Genomic DNA, 17,726 nt, shown 5'->3' with positions numbered 1-17,726 from the left:
AAATACGATGAAAATCATCGGACTTTCAATTGGTGAACCAAAAACGATTGAATATAAAGGGAAGCCGTTTACAACAGGAATTCAAAAAAGACAAGTAGATAAAGCATTCCTATCTTTTAACGGTTTTCAGAAGGATGGTGTAGCGAATACCGACTTTCATGGGGGGCCAGATCGCGCAGTTTGTGTTTACCCATATGAAAGATACCAGTATTGGAAGAGAATCTATGGTCGAACGCTTCCTATCCCAGCATTCGGCGAAAATTTAACTGTAGAAGGATTAACGGAAGATAAAGTTGCCATTGGCGATACATTTTATATTGGGGAGACAATCGTCCAAGTTACGCAAGGAAGAATCCCTTGTTCCACTATTTCAAAGAATAATCATGAAACCGATCTATTGAAAAAAGTAGTGGAAACAGGATTTACAGGTTATTTCTTAAAAGTAATTAAAGAAGGCTGGGTTACGATGAATTCATCTATTACCTTAGTAAACAGACTTGATGAGCAATGGGATATTTTATTGTGTAATGATATCCTTTTTCATAATAAAGGTAAAAAGGAAGATGTGGAAAAACTTAGTAAAATCAAGGAATTAGCTCCACAGTGGAATCGAGCACTACTAAAAAAATATTCCCTCTAAAAATTTTTTTCTTGACAATTTAAATTAATCGTCATAAGATGAATAACAAATAAAGAACGGAAGGGCATTGATGAAGAGTAGTACTCTAATTGGATCACTTCAGAGAGCTAGTGGTTGGTGTGAACTAGCGTGTTCCGTTAGAGGAATGGACTTCTGAGCCTCCGAACCAACGTAACGATAGTTATTATTAGGGTCGGCGAACGTCTCATCGATACAAGAGACAGGTATTAAAGATTTTTGCTTTGATACTTAAAGTGGGCTGTATTTACAGCCAACAAAGGTGGTACCACGGGGTCTCTCGTCCTTTTTATTAGGATGAGGGACCCTTTTTCTATACAAAAAAAATAATGTAAATCGCTGAATAAGAGGAGTAAGCCAGTTGGATTCGTTACAGAGAGCTAGCAGGGGTGAGAGCTAGCACGATACAGCTGGTTGAATGGACTTATGAGAGGTTGCCTGAAATTGAGTACGGTAACACGGCTTCCACCGTTAACTGGATAGGGTATCGGATAGAAGAATCCCGTACCCGAATAAGCGGGAAAGTATAGCTTTCCAATGCGAGGTGGCACCGCGAATCAATTCGTCCTCCATAAACACTAGTCATGTGTTTATGGAGGACTTTTTTATTTTAAAAATTTGGAGGTTCATAAAAGTGAAAATTAACACGATTCAAAGTGAAGTAAGGGTACTTGAAGGTGATCAGCATACCCCAATCTCCTTATATCTAAAGCTAAAAGGAAAAAAGAAATTTTTGCTAGAAAGCTCGTTAAAACATGAAAAAACAGGTAGATACTCCTTTATTGGAGTTGATCCTTATTATGAATTTCTTGCATGGGGGAATAAAATAGAACGAATTAATTTACAAACAAAGGAAGTAGAGAAAGAAACTGGAGATGTAATGGGGATTTTAAACACACTTGTTAGGGAAGACTTAACTCTTCCAATGGAGATACCATTTACTTGTGGTGGCGTTGGATACCTTGGATATGACGTTGTAAAAATGTTCGAAACCATTGGCGGGGACGAAGAGGATGAACTAGAAATGCCTGATATTCACCTTATGTTTTATGAAAAACTTATCGTTTATGATCATTTACTACAAAAAATTTATTGCATCGCTATTGACCGCTGGATTACAGGCGAAGAAGTCAACAGAAAGAAGTTATTGGACGATTTGGAACAAGAAATCACTAAGGGAATAGTAGAATTTGAGGAAGATTTTACTCTAAGTCATTTTCAATCTAGAACGGCCAAATCTTCATTTGAACAAAAAGTTAAAGAAGCAAAAGAGTATATCAATGAAGGAGAAATTTTTCAAGTTGTTTTATCTCAACGGTTACACGCAGATTTTACCGGTCAGCCTTTTCAATATTACCGGAAATTAAGAAGAAGTAACCCTTCTCCTTATATGTTTTTCCTAGACTTTGAAAATTACATTGTATTGGGAACTTCTCCTGAAAGCTTGATCAAAGTAACGGATCGAACGGTGACAACAAATCCAATCGCCGGAACCAGAAGAAGAGGGCATTCAGACGAAGAAGATAAAAAATTGGAAGAAGAGATGCTGCTAGATGAAAAGGAAGTGGCTGAACATCAAATGCTTGTAGATTTAGGGAGAAATGATCTTGGAAGAGTTTGCAAGCCAGGTAGTATAAAGCTCAGTAAATATATGATGGTTGAACGATATAAATATGTAATGCACATTGTATCTGAAGTAACTGGGACTCTAAAGGGTCATGAAACCTCTCTTAGTGCATTAAAAGCATGTCTACCTGCCGGTACTGTAAGTGGTGCACCGAAAATTAGGGCAATGCAAATAATTAGTGAATTAGAGAACCTGAAAAGAGGTGTTTACTCAGGGGCAGTAGGATACATCAGTGCAAATGGAAATCTTGATTTTGCCCTTGCAATCAGAACGATGATATTGAAGGATACCAAAGCATATGTCCAGGCAGGAGCTGGAGTGGTTTACGATTCCATCCCAGCTGGTGAATATGAAGAAACATTAAATAAAGCGAAAGCATTACTCGAGGTGAAATAAATGATTCTATTAATCGATAACTACGACTCGTTTACATTTAATTTATTTCAATATTTTGAAGAGTTAGGGAAAAAAGTGGTGGTTAAACGAAATGATGAGATCACGATTACAGATATTGAAGCGATTCAACCTGAAGCTATTGTCATTTCCCCAGGACCTGGAAAACCGTCAGCTGCAGGAAACTGCATTGCCATCATTCAATACTTTTATAAAAAAACCCCAATCTTGGGTGTTTGCTTAGGTCATCAAGCTATAGCTGAGGCATTTGGTGCAAACATAATCAGAGCAAAAGAGATTAAACATGGTAAGCAATCGTTTATAAAACATAAAGGAACAGGAATGTTTGAATATTTATCACAGCCATTAAAGGTGATGAGATACCATTCTTTAGTCATTGAAAAATCAACTCTTCCGCCATTCTTTGAAACGACTGCTATTAGTATGGATGATAGTGAAATTATGGCACTGAAACATTCTCAATATCCTGTATATGGTCTTCAATTTCATCCTGAGTCAATAGGGACTCATTCAGGGAAAACGATTCTAAATCAATTTTTTAAAGAAATCGAGAGGGGAAAGATCAATGAAAACGATACTAAAAAAGTTATCTAATGGTGATCAATTAAATCGCGAGGAAATGGTAGGGGCAGCAAGGTCTTTATTTTATGAAGAAACAACGGACAGTGAAATTGCCGCATTATTAATGGCATTAAAAATTCGTGGTGAATCAGTCGAGGAAATTACAGGAATTGTAGAAGTATTAAGGGAAAAAGCAATGCCGATTCAAAGTAAAATGGCTGGGATTATGGATAACTGTGGAACAGGGGGAGATGGCTCTCAAAGCTTCAATATTAGTACTACTTCTGCATTTGTTCTAGCTGGGGCAGGGGCAAAAGTCGCGAAACACGGGAATCGAAGTATCTCAAGTAAAACAGGAAGCGCAGATGTTTTAGAGCATCTGGGGATATCATTGGACTTTCATAGTGATGAAGTTGAAGAGTTATTAGATGAAAATGGAATTGCTTTTTTATTTGCTCCACATGTTCATTATCAACTTAAACGAATTATGAAAGTAAGAAAAGAATTAGGAGTACCGACCATTTTTAATTTAATTGGTCCATTAACAAATCCTATTGCGCTAGAAAATCAATTTGTAGGAGTATATCGACGAGATATGTTAATGAAAATGTCTTCTGTTTTGCATCAATTAGGTAGAAAACGTAGTGTGGTTATAAATGGGGCAGGGTTTATGGATGAAGCATCGTTATCAGGAGAGAATCATCTTGTTCTCCTTGATAAGGGAGAGACGATTCCCTTCACACTATACGGAGAAGAGGTCGGATTACCTCAATATCACAACTCAGATATTCTTGGTGGAGATGCCAAGCACAACGCAGAGATTCTAATGAATGTTCTAAGAGGAAAAAAAGGAGCATATTTAGACACTGTTTTACTAAATGCAGGGCTGGGACTATTTGCATCAGGTATAGCAGCTACTCCTAAAGAGGGAGTAGAAAAGGCGAAAGAAAGTATTGATTCTGGAGCAGCACTTCAAAAACTCCATTATTTAATAGAATATAGTCAAAAACGAGAAAAGCAGGTGATTTAAGAATGACTGAAACGATTTTAGACAGAATATTAGAAAAAAAGAAAGAGGAAGTAGCTGATTTTTATTTAAATGGATTTGATTTAAGCAATCTTCCAAAAAGAAAATATGCTTCATTATATAACACATTTATCAATTCAAATGAACTAAATGTCATTGCAGAGATAAAACGTGCATCACCATCAAAAGGAGATATCAATATTGGAGTTGAACCGAGGGAGCAAGCTCGACTATATGCAGATAATGGTGCAAATGCCATTTCTGTTCTCACTGATACACCTTTTTTTAAAGGGACGATGAACGATTTAATATCGGTTAGAAAAGAGGTCGATATACCGATTCTTTGTAAAGACTTTATTATTGATAAAATTCAAATTGATCGAGCAAAATCTGCGGGAGCAAATGTGATTTTATTAATTGCGGCAGCACTTTCTTATAGCAAGATCTCAGAATTATACTTATATGCAAAAGAACAAGAATTTGAGGTATTATTTGAGGTTCATAATGAAGAAGAATTGGATACAGCCCATAAGGTTGGTGCCAACATTATAGGAATCAATAATCGAAACTTAAATTCATTTGAGGTCGATCTTGCAAATACAGAATTACTGGCAAAGAAAATAGACAGATCAAATATAGTGATTATCAGTGAAAGTGGGATACGTAACAAGGAAGATGCCACACGTCTGGCAGCAGCAGGAGTACATGGCATCTTAGTGGGAGAAACCCTAATGAAGAGCTCAACATTAAATCAAACTCTTACTTCTCTAAAAGTTAGGAGATGATAAGATGACACATGTGAAGGTTTGTGGTATTAGAGAATATGAGCATGCAATCGCTGCTGCTGATGCAGGGGTAGATGCATTAGGATTTGTGTTTGCAGAAAGTAAAAGAAAAGTATCCCTTAAACAAGCTCAAAGCATTTCCAAACGACTACCTGATCATGTGAAAAAGATCGGTGTATTCGTAAATGCTTCTCGGGAAGAATTAGCAGAATCTTATGAATTTGCAGGCTTGGATTTTGTACAACTTCATGGAAACGAGAGCCCGCTATTTTGTGAACAGCTTAATCTTCCATTTATAAAAGCCTTTCGAATCAAAGGCGAAGACGATATTGATAGAATAAAAGAGTTTGAAAATGCTTCATATTATTTACTCGATAGTGCTTCCGGTCCTTATCAGGGAGGAAATGGGACACAGTTTAATTGGGAATTTTTAAATGAAAAAGAGGTTGACCATAATAAGCTTATTTTAGCGGGAGGGTTGAATCAAGATAACCTTCAAAAAGCTATAGAAATCGTACAACCAACAATGGTAGATGTTTCAAGTGGGGTGGAAACAAATGGTATAAAAGATATCCATAAAATAAAAAGATTTATCGGATTAGCTAAACAATTTTAAAAAAGGAGTGGGGACGATGAATTACGTACAACCTGATAGATTAGGACACTTTGGTCAATTCGGTGGAAGGTTTATCCCTGAAACGTTAATGGGAGCCGTAACAGAACTGGAAGAGGCATATGAAGAAGCAATGCAAGACCCTGACTTTATCATTAGAATGAATGATTATTTAAAGGATTATGTTGGTCGTGAAAATCCTTTATACTTTGCAAAGAATTTAACAGAGAAAATCGGGGGGGCTAAGATCTATCTAAAAAGGGAAGATTTAAACCACACAGGTGCTCATAAAATCAATAACACAATCGGGCAAGCATTACTTGCAGAGAGAATGGGGAAAAAGAAAGTGGTAGCAGAGACAGGTGCAGGACAGCATGGTGTTGCTACTGCAACGGTTTGTGCTCTATTAAATTTAGAATGTGTCATTTTCATGGGAGAAGAAGATATTAAAAGACAGAAGCTAAATGTCTTCCGAATGGAACTTCTTGGAGCAAAAGTATTTGGTGTGAGGCAAGGGAGTGCTACTTTAAAAGACGCAGTCAACGAAGCTTTGAGGTACTGGGTTACGAATGTGGAAGACACCCATTATATTATGGGATCGGTGCTAGGACCGCACCCATTCCCGAAAATGGTAAGAGATTTTCAAAGTGTAATAGGAATCGAGACGAAAAGACAGATTTTAGATAAGGAAGGTAGATTGCCAACTGCTGTGGTAGCTTGTGTTGGTGGCGGAAGTAATGCAATGGGAATGTTTTACCCATTTATTGAGGATGAAGAAGTTGCGTTATATGGTGTAGAAGCTGCCGGGGCAGGAGTGAAAACAGAACAACATGCCGCAACTCTAACGGAGGGCTCTGTCGGTATATTACATGGCTCACTGATGTATTTACTTCAGGATGAAAACGGACAAATTCAAGAAGCACATTCGATTTCAGCAGGTCTTGATTACCCGGGAGTTGGTCCAGAACATAGCTTTTTGAAAGATATAAAGAGAGTTGAGTATTCATCTGTGACAGATCAAGAAGCCCTTGAATCTTTTCAACAAATGTCACGAACAGAAGGAATTATCCCGGCGTTAGAAAGTTCACATGCGATTGCTTATGGAGTGAAATTAGCTAAAAATATGGCTGAAGAAGAGACATTGGTTATATGTTTATCAGGTCGTGGGGACAAAGATGTTGAAGCGGTAAAATCCGTATTAGGAGGTTCTCAACATGGGTAAAAAATTTTTAGAAAAGACTTTAATAGAGGAACTGGAACAAGGAGGCAAAAACTTTATTCCTTATGTGATGGCAGGGGATGGAGGCTTAGAGAAATTGATCCCAACTTTAAAATCACTTGCAGAGTCAGGGGCTTCTGCTATAGAGTTAGGGATTCCTTTCTCTGACCCAGTAGCAGATGGGCCGACGATTCAGGAAGCAGGTAAAAGGGCATTGGCCAATGGTACATCATTAAGAAATGTCATTCAAGTTTTAATAGAAAGTAGAAAAGAAGTTTCAGTTCCTTTGATTTTTATGACGTATATTAACCCAATCTATAAATATGGGGTAGAAGAATTTGTTCGAGATATTTCAGAAGCTGGTGTTGATGGAGTAATCATTCCAGATCTTCCACTTGAACAGTCAAGTATGGTTTCCCCTTATTTCGAAAAGGCAGATATAGCCCTTATTCAACTTGTTTCATTAACAAGCTCAGAAAAAAGAATGGAAGAAATCGCGAATGCATCACAAGGGTTTTTGTATGCAGTTACAGTAAATGGGATAACAGGTGCACGCAGTGAATTTACAGTAAACCTAGAAAAACATTTACAAAAACTGAAAGAGGTTAGTCAGGTGCCAGTACTCGCTGGATTTGGAATTTCTACACCAGCTCACGTCATTAGCATGTCCGCTTTGTGTGACGGAGTAATCGTTGGAAGTAAAATCATCGAACACCTTCAAGAAAATAATCACAAAGCAATCAAAGAACTTATACAAGCCAAAAACGTGGAACCAAGCTTTAATAAAGTACCCCGTTAAAGCACTCGGGGACGGTTCTCGAGAAATGCAATGTATTAACGTGAACGAGAACCGTCCCCAAAAGGGAACGAACTATAAATTACAAATGTTAAGATAATTTATTGGATTGTTAATCGGTTTTTAATTATTGTTAAAGAATGGTAAATGGTCTTCTATTATTCTGAATTTCGAGTAAGATAGAGTTGTAGTTCTCAAATGCAGCATATTAAGGAGGCCATTAACATGAAAAAAAGATTATTAATGTTATTAACTGCTTTATCCGTAGTAGGCTTTGCAACAGGTTGTGCTGAACAAAATGAAGAAGACACAGGTACTGAAACAGAAGAAAATGTGACGGAAGAAGAAGGTACAGAAGAGGGAACAACAACTGAAGAAGAAACAACTACTGAAGAAGAGGGAACTGAAGAAGAAAAATCAGAAGAATAAGGGTTACATAGCTGCTGTCCGAAATGGACGGCAGCTTTTATAGTTTTCTACTTTATTCTTCCCTTTCCGGACTCTCCAATGAACTGAAAAAAATAACTAGATTATAAGATAATGTTTAATAATTTAAATTATTTGATTTAATTGAAGGAACAGGAAATACATAATTAAAAAACCACAGCCTTAACGAATGGGGGACACAATCGGTACTTGTTCTCCTTATTCCTCTAAAAATAAATGGATTGGATGTTGGAAGGTTTCACGAAAAAGTAGGATTTACAGAAGGGCAATTAGAGGGAATTATTCAACGAGCGACACGCGGGTATGACTTTCCGATTTAGACTTTGGACAGACAGATCCAATGTTTATTTTACAGAACGGAATGAATGCAAAAATCAGAGTAACTCACAACAGTATCTTTCCTTTTCGTTTATCAGAGACCCCTGTTGAAATATAAAACATTCAAAATAAATGTTGCAATTTTTGTAAAGTTTGGCATAATATATTCAAATGCATGGAAGAGAAGAGTAAGTCGGTTAGTATCCTTTAACAGAGAGCTTCGGAAGCTGAAAAGAAGCAAGGAAAACCCCACTGAAGATGATCTCGGGAGCAGTTCATTCGAACCATTTATGGTGGTGTAGGGTGAAACGGGGAGGGGCATCCGTTACCAATGCCACAGTATAAGGAAAGTTTTTTCCCGTACTTGCAGAGTCTAGTTGTGTGAACAACTAGAAATTTAAGGTGGTAACGCGAGCTAACCCCTCGTCCTTATGAAAGGACGAGGGGTTTTTTGTGATTAAATTTATTATTAATAGGAGGTATTGACGATGGCAGTCTTTATAGGAGGAGCTTGGCCGTATGCAAATGGATCCCTACATTTAGGTCATCTAGCAGCTTTATTACCAGGTGATATTATTGCACGTTATTACAGATTAAAAGGAGAAGACGTATTGTATGTTTCAGGAAGTGATTGTAATGGAACACCCATTTCTATAAGGGCCAAACAGGAAAATAAATCAGTCAAAGAAATTGCTGATTTATATCATGAAGAGTTTCAAGAATGCTTTCATTCCCTAGGGTTCACATATGATCATTATACGAGAACCGATTCAACTTATCATCATCAAGTTGTAAGGGCTACCTTTCTTGAATTATTGAAAAACGATTGGCTATACAAAAGAATTGTCAAACAAGCGTTTTGTATATCTTGTGATCAATTTTTACCGGATCGGTTTGTGGTTGGGGTTTGTCCAAACTGTGAATCAAATTGTCGTGGTGATCAATGTGAGAACTGTTCCACTATTTTAGATCCGATTGACTTAAAGGAGAGAAGCTGCAAGTTTTGTCAGGAAGAACCAATTTTTAAAGAAACAGAACATTTTTATTTAGCACTATCAAAAATACAGACACAATTAGAAATATATATTCATCAAAATAAGAACTTTTGGAGGGGAAATGCTATACAGATGACGAACCGATACCTCACTGAAGGTCTTCTAGATAGGGCTGTAACTCGTGACATAGAAGTAGGTGTGACCGTACCTGTTGAGGGTTATGAAAATAAAAAAGTTTACGTCTGGATCGATGCTGTTAGTGGTTATTTATCAGCAGCACAGGAATGGGCACAGATTAATAAAAGAGAGTGGCACCCTTTTTGGCAAGAAAACACTGTATCGTATTATATTCATGGAAAGGATAATATTCCTTTTCACACGATCATTTGGCCTTCAATATTACTTGGTTCTGGTATCTTGAGTTTGCCCAAACATATTATTTCAAGTGAATATCTAACGATTGAAAAAAAGAAACTCTCTACTAGTGGTAATTGGGCCATTTGGATAAAGGATTTATTGAGTCGTTACAATCCCGATACGATTCGTTATTTTCTTACAATTAATGGTCCAGAAAAGCGCGATGCAGATTTCTCATGGAGGGAATTTATTTATCGTCATAATGGAGAATTATTGGGGTCACTTGGAAATCTCGTTCAAAGGACAATAAAGTTTTATCAAAAAGAATTTGGTCCTATATTTGAATTAACCAATATAAATCAAAATATAAAAGAGAAAATAGAAAGAATTTTTGATGAATCAGGTGCAATGCTTGAAAGAGGAGATTGTAAAAAAAGCTTAGATTCTATTTTTGAGTTTGTTCGTTGGGGGAATAAATATTTTGATGAACAGAAGCCATGGGCAGTATTGAAAGAAAATCGTGAGGAAGCTAGAGAGGTTTTACATGATTGTTTATACGTGATTATTAATTTAGGTGTACTCTTACAACCATTTCTACCATTTACAACTGAGAAAATTGTAAAAGGACTTAGCCTCGAACAATTAGAATTATTTTGGCAACCAGTGGAGACACCTGTTCAGTTGAAAATAACGTTGAATGAGCCATTATTTAAAAGAATAGATATTGAACAAATTGATAAGGAACGGGAAAAGCTAGGTAATACAACTTATTGATGGGGAATGTCTTTTGTCATAAAATGCATAAAGATTTATATTAGACAAATGCATAATGGAGAAAAGGAGTGGGTAAAAACTGAAAATTGTTTGCTTGGCAGATACACATTTAAAGAAATATAGTGGACTCCCTCAAATACTTGAACATCATTTGAATAGTGCAGATCTTATCCTTCATGCAGGAGATTGGCAGTCAATTGATGTATATGAAGCCTTATGTTCATTTGGAATTGTGGAAGGTGTTTATGGGAATGTAGATGGTGATGAAATCAAGAATCTAGTACCTAAGAAAAAAATCATTGAAAGTGAAGGGAAAAGGATTGGGCTTGTTCATGGGGATGGTAAAGGAAAAACGACAGAAAAAAGAGCTCAAGATTCTTTTATTGAAGGAGAAGTTGACCTAATCATTTTTGGACATTCACACATTCCTTATTCTCGTTATTCAAAAGGCACTCTTCTCTTTAATCCAGGGTCCCCAACGGCCAAACGAAAATTACCATATTACTCATTCGGGATCATCACCATACAAAACCACCGAATCGAAACCCAGCACATATATTTTAGCTGAATCGGAAATCGTACTTTAATACGTTAAATTAAGGAGGGACGGTTCTCGGTCACTTTAAAGCGACCAAGAACCGTCCCCGAATGCTTTAACGCGTTCTCTTAGTCAAGGACCTTCCCTCACTGCACTAAAGTGGTTTGTGAAGGTAGTAGTCTTGGGTTTGGTAGGTTTGGAATCCAATCGAGTGGTAGAGTCCAAGTGCATTCTCGTTTTTAGTTGCTACTTCTAGGAATATTTTTTGCTCTTTTTGTGCTTCATTGAGAACGATTTGAGCTAATGCATTTCGACCAATCCCTTTACCCTGAAATTCTGGAAAAACAGCAAAGCCATAGATATAGCTTGTCTTATCATCGGTGTGGACATTGATTTTCCCAACGGTTTCCGATTTATATTCAATCATATAATAGCGATGTCCTTCTTCGTTGTTTAATACTCTTTGAAATGAATGTGCATCTTTTTCAGAGACATTGAAGCATTTCACATCAAGATCGATGATCGTTCTTTTGTCATTAGTAGAAGCTCTACGTAACAGGATTTCTGAGTGATCAACCTCAACATTCATGCTTTTCCATTCCATCTGATATTCCGAAAAAGAATATTCCGCGTTAATGGAACGAATAAAGCCCTTGGCAGATTGTGATTTAGAAGGGGCATTAATCAGCAGTTTTTCACACTCTCTTACTTGAAGTGATTTATATGCTTTATTAAAAAGATCTGTGAAAATGCCCCTTTGGCGGTAATCTGGATGGACCATCCCGCATAGCTCATAGGACTCCCCAAACCCATACAAAGCTAGAAATCCAATTAAATGTTCACCCTCATAATAAAGGTAGTCATCTATGCTCGATTCTCTTGTTTTTAACATTTCCCAGTTTAATTTCAATGAAAAATCCTCTGCATTTTCACAGAGTTTTTGCAATTCTTGTATATCTAGTATATTTTTCTCCGTAAGCATTAAAATCCCCCTTTGTTTTCCTAACGAATATTATAAATGTTTTTTATCGCATTAGTATGAAATTTATGAAAAATACTCGTCCATTTTCATTTTCTTATGTAAAATAATGAAGCGTATGAAAAAAAGGGGTGAAAGATATGGAAATAATATTGATTAGACATGGTGAATCGGAAGCAGACATTTTGGGTGTACATGAAGGAAGAGCAGATTTCTCTTTAACCGAACTTGGGAAAAATCAAGTTAGGCTAATGGCTAAAAGGGTCAAACGTAATTTTTCACCCGATGAGATTTGGTGTAGTACGTTAAAAAGAGCGGTAGAAACAGCAGAAGAGTTATCAAAAATTACCGGAGTTCCCATACTATTCTCCGATGACTTAAGAGAGTTAAACAATGGAATACAAGCAGGAAAATCGTTTGCAGAGGCTGAAAACATCAAACTTCCAAAGCATCTACATGAACGAATTGAAGAAGGAGAATCAGCAATCGAGTTTAGGATGAGAATCGAGATGGTATTTTCAAAAATAATTCATGAAAGTAAGTCTCAAAGAGTAGCAATTGTAGCACATGGAGGTGTCATTACAGAATTAATTAGAGCATTTCTAAGGCTTCCAATCAGCCAAGATCATTGGTTCCATACTGGCGATACGGGGATTCATAAGTTAGAGGTGAAAGAAACGCAGCGAGTGATTCACTTCATGAATGATTTAAATCATTTAGAAGGTCTATAACAAAAAAGAAGCTGTCACAAAAGGCCCAGAACCGAGATGAAAGTTACGCTTTAAGGGTTTTCTTTCATCTATTGAACTTGTAGTTCCTGACATTTTATTTGTGACAGCCTCCCGAAAACTAAAAACTACTTATCCTCAATTTTATCAATAACATCCTTCAATTCTCCAGGCTTTAAAAATTCAAGTGGAGAAAAACCTTGCTCAAACGAGACAGAATCACCTTCAATTACAAGAACATATCGATCATTTACTTTAGCGAGATGTAGACTTTCACCAAAATCAGATAACATAGCTTTAATAGTCACATGGTCTAGTTTCAGTTTTAATTCAGCCTCCGGTGTATGCTCCGTAATTTGTGCAGTGGCTTCCATAATCTGCTCGTGTTCGAATCTCTCTTGCAGCTCACGTTTTGGTTTTATCGCCCACGTCTCAATCTCTTCTTCAAATTGGATCCGCTCATCACTGCCTTCTGCGTAGCTCTCTTCAATATGATTTTTAACCATCCCGACAACTTGAGTCTTAATAATTTCCGGCATCGATTTTTCATATTCCACCCATTTGAGGAAATCTTCAAAATAACGTGCATGAGAGGCTTGATGAATCTTTAATTCCGCATTATCCATCATTCCTTCCTCCGGCATGAAGGGGTATTGGATGGATTTCATATTTTTCGTAGTAATCGCCATTTCTACATGATGGATTAGGGACGATTCATCGGTTATTCTTGCTACTTTAGGTTCGAAGTCACATTTCAATAAGAATAAAAACGGATCATCAAAGAATTTCTGTAGCTTAGCAGAAGCAACGATGAATACACCACCTCTAATCGCACTTGTATCTACATAGGATTGGACAAATTGAAGGGAAGCTTCTTCAAAGGTGTCGGAATTATCCGCGAAGCGAGCTTTGTGAAAAAGATTATAATTTGGATTCGAATCTAATTCATGACCTGGCTCAACAACAAAACGGCCGATTTTCGTTGGCGCACCTTCAGACTTGGAATGACGATCTACTTTTCTCTTTGTGATTTTTGTAAATTCACCGTCTAAAAATTCCTTTAATGGATTCTCTTCATAAGACTCTTTATCTAAGGTTTGAAAGTGTTTAAATCTTCTATCAATATTTTCATCTTGACCTTCTACTTGAACAACATAAAAGGAAAGAAATTGAATATCAAAATCCACAAAATCACCTAGTTTCATAAAATTCTTCTCTCAGTATAGAAAAGCAAAAAGCAAGCGTCAATCAAAATCTCACCCCATGAACAATTCACCCCTTTAAAGCACAGCGGGACGGTTCTCGAGCGCACTAACGCTTTACTGCGATCGAGAACCGTCCCAACTAATCAGATGACTGGTTTGTGGATCTTGCTGTAATTTGTCGAATGGTCAATATATTGAGTGAAACGGACAAATAACTTTACATCTTGGAATGTATTACGGACATATAAAGGTAAAGTTCCGACAAAATATACGAGCAAAACAATAGTAACTTTCAATTATATTATTTTTCATAATTAGAAGTAAAAGTATAGGCTACCTTACAAAAACAAGTAATGTAAAAAGAAAAAGACACCAAACTTTATAGAAGGTGTCTTTTTCTTTAGCCGTACATGGAGGAGGAAAATATGGGTTGAGTGTAAACTCAGTATCAAAAGGAATTCAAGGGGATAAGATATACCGAGCGATAGGATAATGGTAAGGTGTTACAAGAACGCTTCATACTCATCGGCGGAAATGAGTAGGTGCGCTCTTGCCATCTTATCGCCTTCTTTTGATAGAGTTTATATATTCTATGATAGATTTTGAAAACGGTATGGTTATATGCTTGTTTCTAAAAAAATCTTTTACTGAACTGCGAATTGATAGACATACATCATAAATATTACATTGGAGTTGCCGATTACAAATAATGTTACTAACTATAGACCAATCTATGGGAGATCCCTATGAACACATAAGAAACCTGCAAAACAGTCAATAATCCTTCCAATTACCTAATCCTTTCAATAAGATAAGATTAAATAATAGTAAATTTAGAAAAACACAAATACGTAGATTCTGTGGGAGGAATACCGTTATGAAATTGATTTTAATAAAGCATTCAATGCCAGTACTCGATTCTGAATTACCATCTAACAAATGGATACTTTCAGATGCTGGAAAGAAAGATAGTCGGGAAATTGCGTCTTATTTAAAAACGTACGACTTCCAAACGGTTTATAGTAGTGATGAACCAAAAGCAATAGAGACTGCAGAAATTATAGCAAATGAATTAGGGAAGAAAGCGGCAATTACTGAAAATACATATGAACACAAAAGAAGGAGTAACCGCAAAATTTTACCTCGCAATGATTTCGAAGAGCTTATGAGAAAGTTCTTTGAGAAACCAACAGAATTCATTTTCGGAGAAGAAACGGCAGATATGGCTAGGAAAAGATTCACAGCAGCGGTTGAGGAAATCATTGATTCTAATGAAACAGAGAATGATATAATCCTCGTCACACATGGGACTGTTATTAGTTTATTTATTAATCAGTTTCAATCAATTGACGTATTTAATCTATGGAACGAGCTAGAATGCCCTTCATTTGTTGAATTAACACTCCCTACCTATCTAATCAACAAAATTGTTAAATTAGGAGAGAATTAATGAATTTCGGTGCTTCTTTGATACAATGGATAGAGAAATTACATGAGGAGGAAGCATCTTGAAAAAATGGAGGAATGTATGTTTAATCACCATTCTTTTACTTCTGTTATCTGCATGTGGAAACAATGAAATTAAATCAGTACAAAAAACGTACATAGAAATTGATAAAGGTGAAAAAGTAGAAGAGCTAATATTTCATGCTACCATATCAGACAAAAGTATGGAACCTGATACCCCTTTTACTGTTCGCTTCTATTTAAGTGATCCTACTCTCAGAAAAGCATTAGGGATTGATATGCTATTTGTTGAAAAAGAGTACAAAAGTGGATCAAAAGGTGACAAACACCAGACCTTTAAAACTACATATCAGGCAAAGTTAAAGGAAACTCTAAATACTAATAAATTGAAAAAAATAATCGAAAACAATGAAGAAGAGGCAGTAGAAGTTGAAGTGATTGGACCAGATAAAGTCTTATCAACGAAATCCATTCATGAAGTAAAAATTAAAGAATAAAGGTTTTATAGGACGCTAGGAGGAAAATTGCTCCTAGCGATTTTTGTATTTAAGACAGCTTACAGGTGATTTCTTAGCGGCTAATTGGTCTCTTTAAAGCATATAAATCCTCTTCTAACTGAAGCATTTTATCCATTAAAACATCCTTTGAATCCGTCACGGCTTGATTATAAAAATGAGGACCAAGTTCTTTAATAATAAAATCTAACCAGTTTTCTGCAGCCAAATCCCCGATTTCATCCCCTGTTTGTTCATAGTAATAGGTTTGAATCCGACCTTTAAGATCATCCTTCACTTCCTTTTGTAATCGTATGTACATGTAATCATCCCCTTTTAAGATCTTTACATCATAGTAACATATGGAGCCATCCCATGTGAGAAGGGTAAATCACAAAAATTAATCGAATTGGTTGCAGTTGATAATGTCCATCCGAAAAAAAGATTATTATTTACGGAAAATTACGATAATGATAAAGTAATAGATAAGAATGAGGAAAATAGTTCCTGTTTTTACAAGAAATCATTGATCTTTGGGATTAGCGTTTAAGCTTTTTTAGACGTCCTGAATCAATGATCTACTTTGGAGGGGGGAAATATGAAAACTTTATTTTTGATCAAAGAAAAAGAAGGACTAGAAAAGGATTATTCGATTCTATATTCTATGATGACTTATGCTAGAAAGACAACTCTTGATTTATTAGAGAATATATCAATAGATGAATTAGATTTTCAATACAACAAGGATGCTAATTCTATTGGAATGCTTCTTGAGCATATGATTGCTGTAGAAAAAATTTATCAAAAGCTTACTTTTGAAAGCGTAACGGAAGATGAACTAGAGGAGTTTGCTGAGACACTAGAGCCTGCATTAAGTTTAGGAGAAAAAGCTAATATCCTTAAAGGGAGAACAGCCGAAAGCTATATACAGGAGTTAGATCAAGTTAGACAAAAAACACTTGAATTTTTCTCTACACAAAGTACGAAATGGCTGTACGAGGAGACAGATTGGTGGTATGACGAAAAAGCAAACAATTTCTTCAAATGGTTTCACGTGTTCGAGGATGAGATCAACCACCGTGGGCAGATTCGTATAATAAAGAAAATGTATAAGAATACCCTTCAGAATACGTAATATGTCTTTTCAATCTTTAAATGGTAATAGAAATGTAATATAATTAATGGCATAGTAATATCATTAGAATAATAAAAAAAGATATATTAACGGATAAAACAGTTCATTTTCTTAAGTGAGGATGTAAGTGTTTCCTCTTATATTTTATTGAGTACGACTAGGAAGGAGAGGGAGTATGAATTTAAGTGGACTGTTGAGGGAATATATGATTAATCATTCGAATGAAGAGAAGCTTTTATATCATGTTTCTTCTTGTATCGAAAAGCAGTTAAAAGAATGGGAACCTGAAAGTGATATTGTTCTAATAAAAGGATCGGGTGAATATCTAGTTTTAATTTCATATAACCATGTTGTCTTTGAAGTGAAGATACCGAACTGGATTATTGAGGCAAAAAAGAAAAGGGACTTGTATTCATTAGATCGCTATATTTGGAGTGAGTTGATTCGAAAACGGATTGACATAAAAGAAAGAACAAGGTATATTGATTGGATTTTACAGTCGTATCAATAATAGTGGAAATAATCTATATTTTCACCAATGATGAGGTTGCAAAATTATGAGTGTATAAATATAATATAAGTACTATAC

General features: G+C 36.0%; 19 protein-coding genes and 3 other annotated features. Of the genes, 16 read left to right on the top strand and 3 right to left on the bottom strand.

Annotated features, from left to right (window positions below; all coding sequences use genetic code 11):
* The first annotated feature begins 7 nt into the window (after nucleotides 1-7).
* The 11 genes from JOC86_RS03380 to JOC86_RS03330 all read left to right on the top strand — a co-directional run bounded on the left by JOC86_RS03380 (nucleotide 8) and on the right by JOC86_RS03330 (nucleotide 11,159).
* On the top strand, nucleotides 8-640 hold the full coding sequence (locus JOC86_RS03380; protein WP_205168354.1) for an MOSC domain-containing protein: 633 nt from the start codon (nucleotides 8-10) through the stop codon (nucleotides 638-640).
* 58 nt (nucleotides 641-698) lie between these two features.
* Nucleotides 699-949, top strand: a binding site (T-box leader).
* A gap of 39 nt (nucleotides 950-988) precedes the next feature.
* Nucleotides 989-1,231, top strand: a binding site (T-box leader).
* Nucleotides 1,232-1,250: 19 nt separating this feature from the next.
* Entirely contained in the window at nucleotides 1,251-2,681 is a 1,431-nt protein-coding gene (gene trpE / locus JOC86_RS03375; RefSeq protein ID WP_205168353.1) for an anthranilate synthase component I, read from the top strand.
* Nucleotides 2,682-3,293: an anthranilate synthase component II gene (locus JOC86_RS03370; RefSeq protein ID WP_205168352.1), complete on the top strand. Its 612-nt coding sequence runs from the start codon at nucleotides 2,682-2,684 to the stop codon at nucleotides 3,291-3,293.
* Nucleotides 3,265-4,290, top strand: a complete 1,026-nt coding sequence (trpD, locus tag JOC86_RS03365) for an anthranilate phosphoribosyltransferase (RefSeq protein WP_205168351.1) — start codon at nucleotides 3,265-3,267, stop codon at nucleotides 4,288-4,290. Before JOC86_RS03370 ends, trpD begins: the two co-directional genes overlap by 29 nt.
* Before the next feature lie 2 nt (nucleotides 4,291-4,292).
* Nucleotides 4,293-5,072, top strand: coding sequence for an indole-3-glycerol phosphate synthase TrpC (gene trpC, locus JOC86_RS03360; protein WP_205168350.1), 780 nt, complete (start codon nucleotides 4,293-4,295; stop codon nucleotides 5,070-5,072).
* Nucleotides 5,073-5,076: 4 nt separating this feature from the next.
* A complete protein-coding gene (locus JOC86_RS03355) occupies nucleotides 5,077-5,688 on the top strand; it encodes a phosphoribosylanthranilate isomerase (RefSeq protein WP_205168349.1) in 612 nt (203 codons plus the stop codon).
* A 16-nt stretch (nucleotides 5,689-5,704) separates the two neighbouring features.
* Nucleotides 5,705-6,907 (top strand): tryptophan synthase subunit beta, encoded by a 1,203-nt coding sequence (gene trpB, locus JOC86_RS03350; protein WP_205168348.1) that lies wholly within the window; start codon nucleotides 5,705-5,707, stop codon nucleotides 6,905-6,907.
* Nucleotides 6,900-7,703 carry a tryptophan synthase subunit alpha gene (gene trpA / locus JOC86_RS03345; protein WP_205168347.1) on the top strand — a complete coding sequence of 268 codons (804 nt, stop codon included), beginning with the start codon at nucleotides 6,900-6,902 and terminating at the stop codon, nucleotides 7,701-7,703. The genes trpB and trpA overlap by 8 nt, the downstream gene beginning before the upstream one ends.
* A gap of 222 nt (nucleotides 7,704-7,925) precedes the next feature.
* Nucleotides 7,926-8,129, top strand: a complete 204-nt coding sequence (locus tag JOC86_RS03340; protein ID WP_205168346.1) for a hypothetical protein — start codon at nucleotides 7,926-7,928, stop codon at nucleotides 8,127-8,129.
* 503 nt (nucleotides 8,130-8,632) lie between these two features.
* Nucleotides 8,633-8,899: a binding site (T-box leader), on the top strand.
* A 54-nt stretch (nucleotides 8,900-8,953) separates the two neighbouring features.
* Complete coding sequence (metG, locus tag JOC86_RS03335; protein ID WP_205168345.1) at nucleotides 8,954-10,591, top strand: methionine--tRNA ligase; 1,638 nt, start codon at nucleotides 8,954-8,956, stop codon at nucleotides 10,589-10,591.
* Nucleotides 10,592-10,670: 79 nt separating this feature from the next.
* Nucleotides 10,671-11,159 (top strand): metallophosphoesterase family protein, encoded by a 489-nt coding sequence (locus JOC86_RS03330; protein ID WP_205170013.1) that lies wholly within the window; start codon nucleotides 10,671-10,673, stop codon nucleotides 11,157-11,159.
* A 124-nt stretch (nucleotides 11,160-11,283) separates the two neighbouring features.
* Here the strand turns inward: JOC86_RS03330 and JOC86_RS03325 are convergent, their stop codons facing one another.
* A complete protein-coding gene (locus tag JOC86_RS03325) occupies nucleotides 11,284-12,111 on the bottom strand; it encodes a GNAT family N-acetyltransferase (RefSeq protein ID WP_205168344.1) in 828 nt (275 codons plus the stop codon).
* Nucleotides 12,112-12,248: 137 nt separating this feature from the next.
* On the opposite strand from JOC86_RS03325, the gene JOC86_RS03320 reads away from it, so the two are divergent.
* Nucleotides 12,249-12,839, top strand: coding sequence for a histidine phosphatase family protein (locus JOC86_RS03320; RefSeq protein WP_205168343.1), 591 nt, complete (start codon nucleotides 12,249-12,251; stop codon nucleotides 12,837-12,839).
* A gap of 125 nt (nucleotides 12,840-12,964) precedes the next feature.
* Here JOC86_RS03320 and JOC86_RS03315 read toward each other — a convergent pair whose 3' ends face one another.
* Nucleotides 12,965-14,023, bottom strand: a complete 1,059-nt coding sequence (locus JOC86_RS03315) for a DUF3900 domain-containing protein (RefSeq protein WP_205170011.1) — start codon at nucleotides 14,021-14,023, stop codon at nucleotides 12,965-12,967.
* 895 nt (nucleotides 14,024-14,918) lie between these two features.
* Between JOC86_RS03315 and JOC86_RS03310 the strand changes: the two genes are divergently transcribed.
* Together JOC86_RS03310 and JOC86_RS03305 are read left to right on the top strand one after the other, a co-directional pair.
* On the top strand, nucleotides 14,919-15,491 hold the full coding sequence (locus JOC86_RS03310) for a histidine phosphatase family protein (protein WP_205168342.1): 573 nt from the start codon (nucleotides 14,919-14,921) through the stop codon (nucleotides 15,489-15,491).
* Nucleotides 15,492-15,549: 58 nt separating this feature from the next.
* The gene (locus JOC86_RS03305; protein WP_205168341.1) at nucleotides 15,550-16,005 is read left to right on the top strand and encodes a hypothetical protein; all 456 of its coding nucleotides are present in this window, start codon (nucleotides 15,550-15,552) and stop codon (nucleotides 16,003-16,005) included.
* A 73-nt stretch (nucleotides 16,006-16,078) separates the two neighbouring features.
* Here the strand turns inward: JOC86_RS03305 and JOC86_RS03300 are convergent, their stop codons facing one another.
* Nucleotides 16,079-16,324 (bottom strand): DUF2164 domain-containing protein, encoded by a 246-nt coding sequence (locus JOC86_RS03300; protein WP_205168340.1) that lies wholly within the window; start codon nucleotides 16,322-16,324, stop codon nucleotides 16,079-16,081.
* A gap of 276 nt (nucleotides 16,325-16,600) precedes the next feature.
* Between JOC86_RS03300 and JOC86_RS03295 the strand changes: the two genes are divergently transcribed.
* Together JOC86_RS03295 and JOC86_RS03290 are read left to right on the top strand one after the other, a co-directional pair.
* Nucleotides 16,601-17,137: a DinB family protein gene (locus tag JOC86_RS03295; protein ID WP_239587362.1), complete on the top strand. Its 537-nt coding sequence runs from the start codon at nucleotides 16,601-16,603 to the stop codon at nucleotides 17,135-17,137.
* A gap of 175 nt (nucleotides 17,138-17,312) precedes the next feature.
* Nucleotides 17,313-17,648 carry a hypothetical protein gene (locus JOC86_RS03290; protein WP_205168339.1) on the top strand — a complete coding sequence of 112 codons (336 nt, stop codon included), beginning with the start codon at nucleotides 17,313-17,315 and terminating at the stop codon, nucleotides 17,646-17,648.
* Nucleotides 17,649-17,726 lie beyond the last annotated feature (78 nt).

It is taken from the genome of Rossellomorea pakistanensis (assembly GCF_016908495.1).
In the GTDB taxonomy this organism is placed as follows: Bacteria; Bacillota; Bacilli; order Bacillales; family Bacillaceae_B; genus Rossellomorea; species Rossellomorea pakistanensis.
Note: the sequence above shows the minus strand (reverse complement) of the source record. Positions and strands in the feature narration are given on the sequence as shown.

Excerpts from the sequence above, each read along its gene's own strand:
- JOC86_RS03380 (WP_205168354.1), top strand. The coding sequence starts at position 8 with ATGAAAATCATCGGACTTTCAATTGGTGAACCAAAAACGATTGAATAT.
- trpE (WP_205168353.1), top strand. The coding sequence starts at position 1,251 with ATGGAGGACTTTTTTATTTTAAAAATTTGGAGGTTCATAAAAGTGAAA.
- JOC86_RS03370 (WP_205168352.1), top strand. The coding sequence starts at position 2,682 with ATGATTCTATTAATCGATAACTACGACTCGTTTACATTTAATTTATTT.
- trpD (WP_205168351.1), top strand. The coding sequence starts at position 3,265 with ATGAAAACGATACTAAAAAAGTTATCTAATGGTGATCAATTAAATCGC.
- trpC (WP_205168350.1), top strand. The coding sequence starts at position 4,293 with ATGACTGAAACGATTTTAGACAGAATATTAGAAAAAAAGAAAGAGGAA.
- JOC86_RS03355 (WP_205168349.1), top strand. The coding sequence starts at position 5,077 with ATGACACATGTGAAGGTTTGTGGTATTAGAGAATATGAGCATGCAATC.
- trpB (WP_205168348.1), top strand. The coding sequence starts at position 5,705 with ATGAATTACGTACAACCTGATAGATTAGGACACTTTGGTCAATTCGGT.
- trpA (WP_205168347.1), top strand. The coding sequence starts at position 6,900 with ATGGGTAAAAAATTTTTAGAAAAGACTTTAATAGAGGAACTGGAACAA.
- JOC86_RS03340 (WP_205168346.1), top strand. The coding sequence starts at position 7,926 with ATGAAAAAAAGATTATTAATGTTATTAACTGCTTTATCCGTAGTAGGC.
- metG (WP_205168345.1), top strand. The coding sequence starts at position 8,954 with ATGGCAGTCTTTATAGGAGGAGCTTGGCCGTATGCAAATGGATCCCTA.
- JOC86_RS03325 (WP_205168344.1), bottom strand. The coding sequence starts at position 12,111 with ATGCTTACGGAGAAAAATATACTAGATATACAAGAATTGCAAAAACTC.
- JOC86_RS03320 (WP_205168343.1), top strand. The coding sequence starts at position 12,249 with ATGGAAATAATATTGATTAGACATGGTGAATCGGAAGCAGACATTTTG.
- JOC86_RS03310 (WP_205168342.1), top strand. The coding sequence starts at position 14,919 with ATGAAATTGATTTTAATAAAGCATTCAATGCCAGTACTCGATTCTGAA.
- JOC86_RS03300 (WP_205168340.1), bottom strand. The coding sequence starts at position 16,324 with ATGTACATACGATTACAAAAGGAAGTGAAGGATGATCTTAAAGGTCGG.
- JOC86_RS03295 (WP_239587362.1), top strand. The coding sequence starts at position 16,601 with ATGAAAACTTTATTTTTGATCAAAGAAAAAGAAGGACTAGAAAAGGAT.
- JOC86_RS03290 (WP_205168339.1), top strand. The coding sequence starts at position 17,313 with ATGAATTTAAGTGGACTGTTGAGGGAATATATGATTAATCATTCGAAT.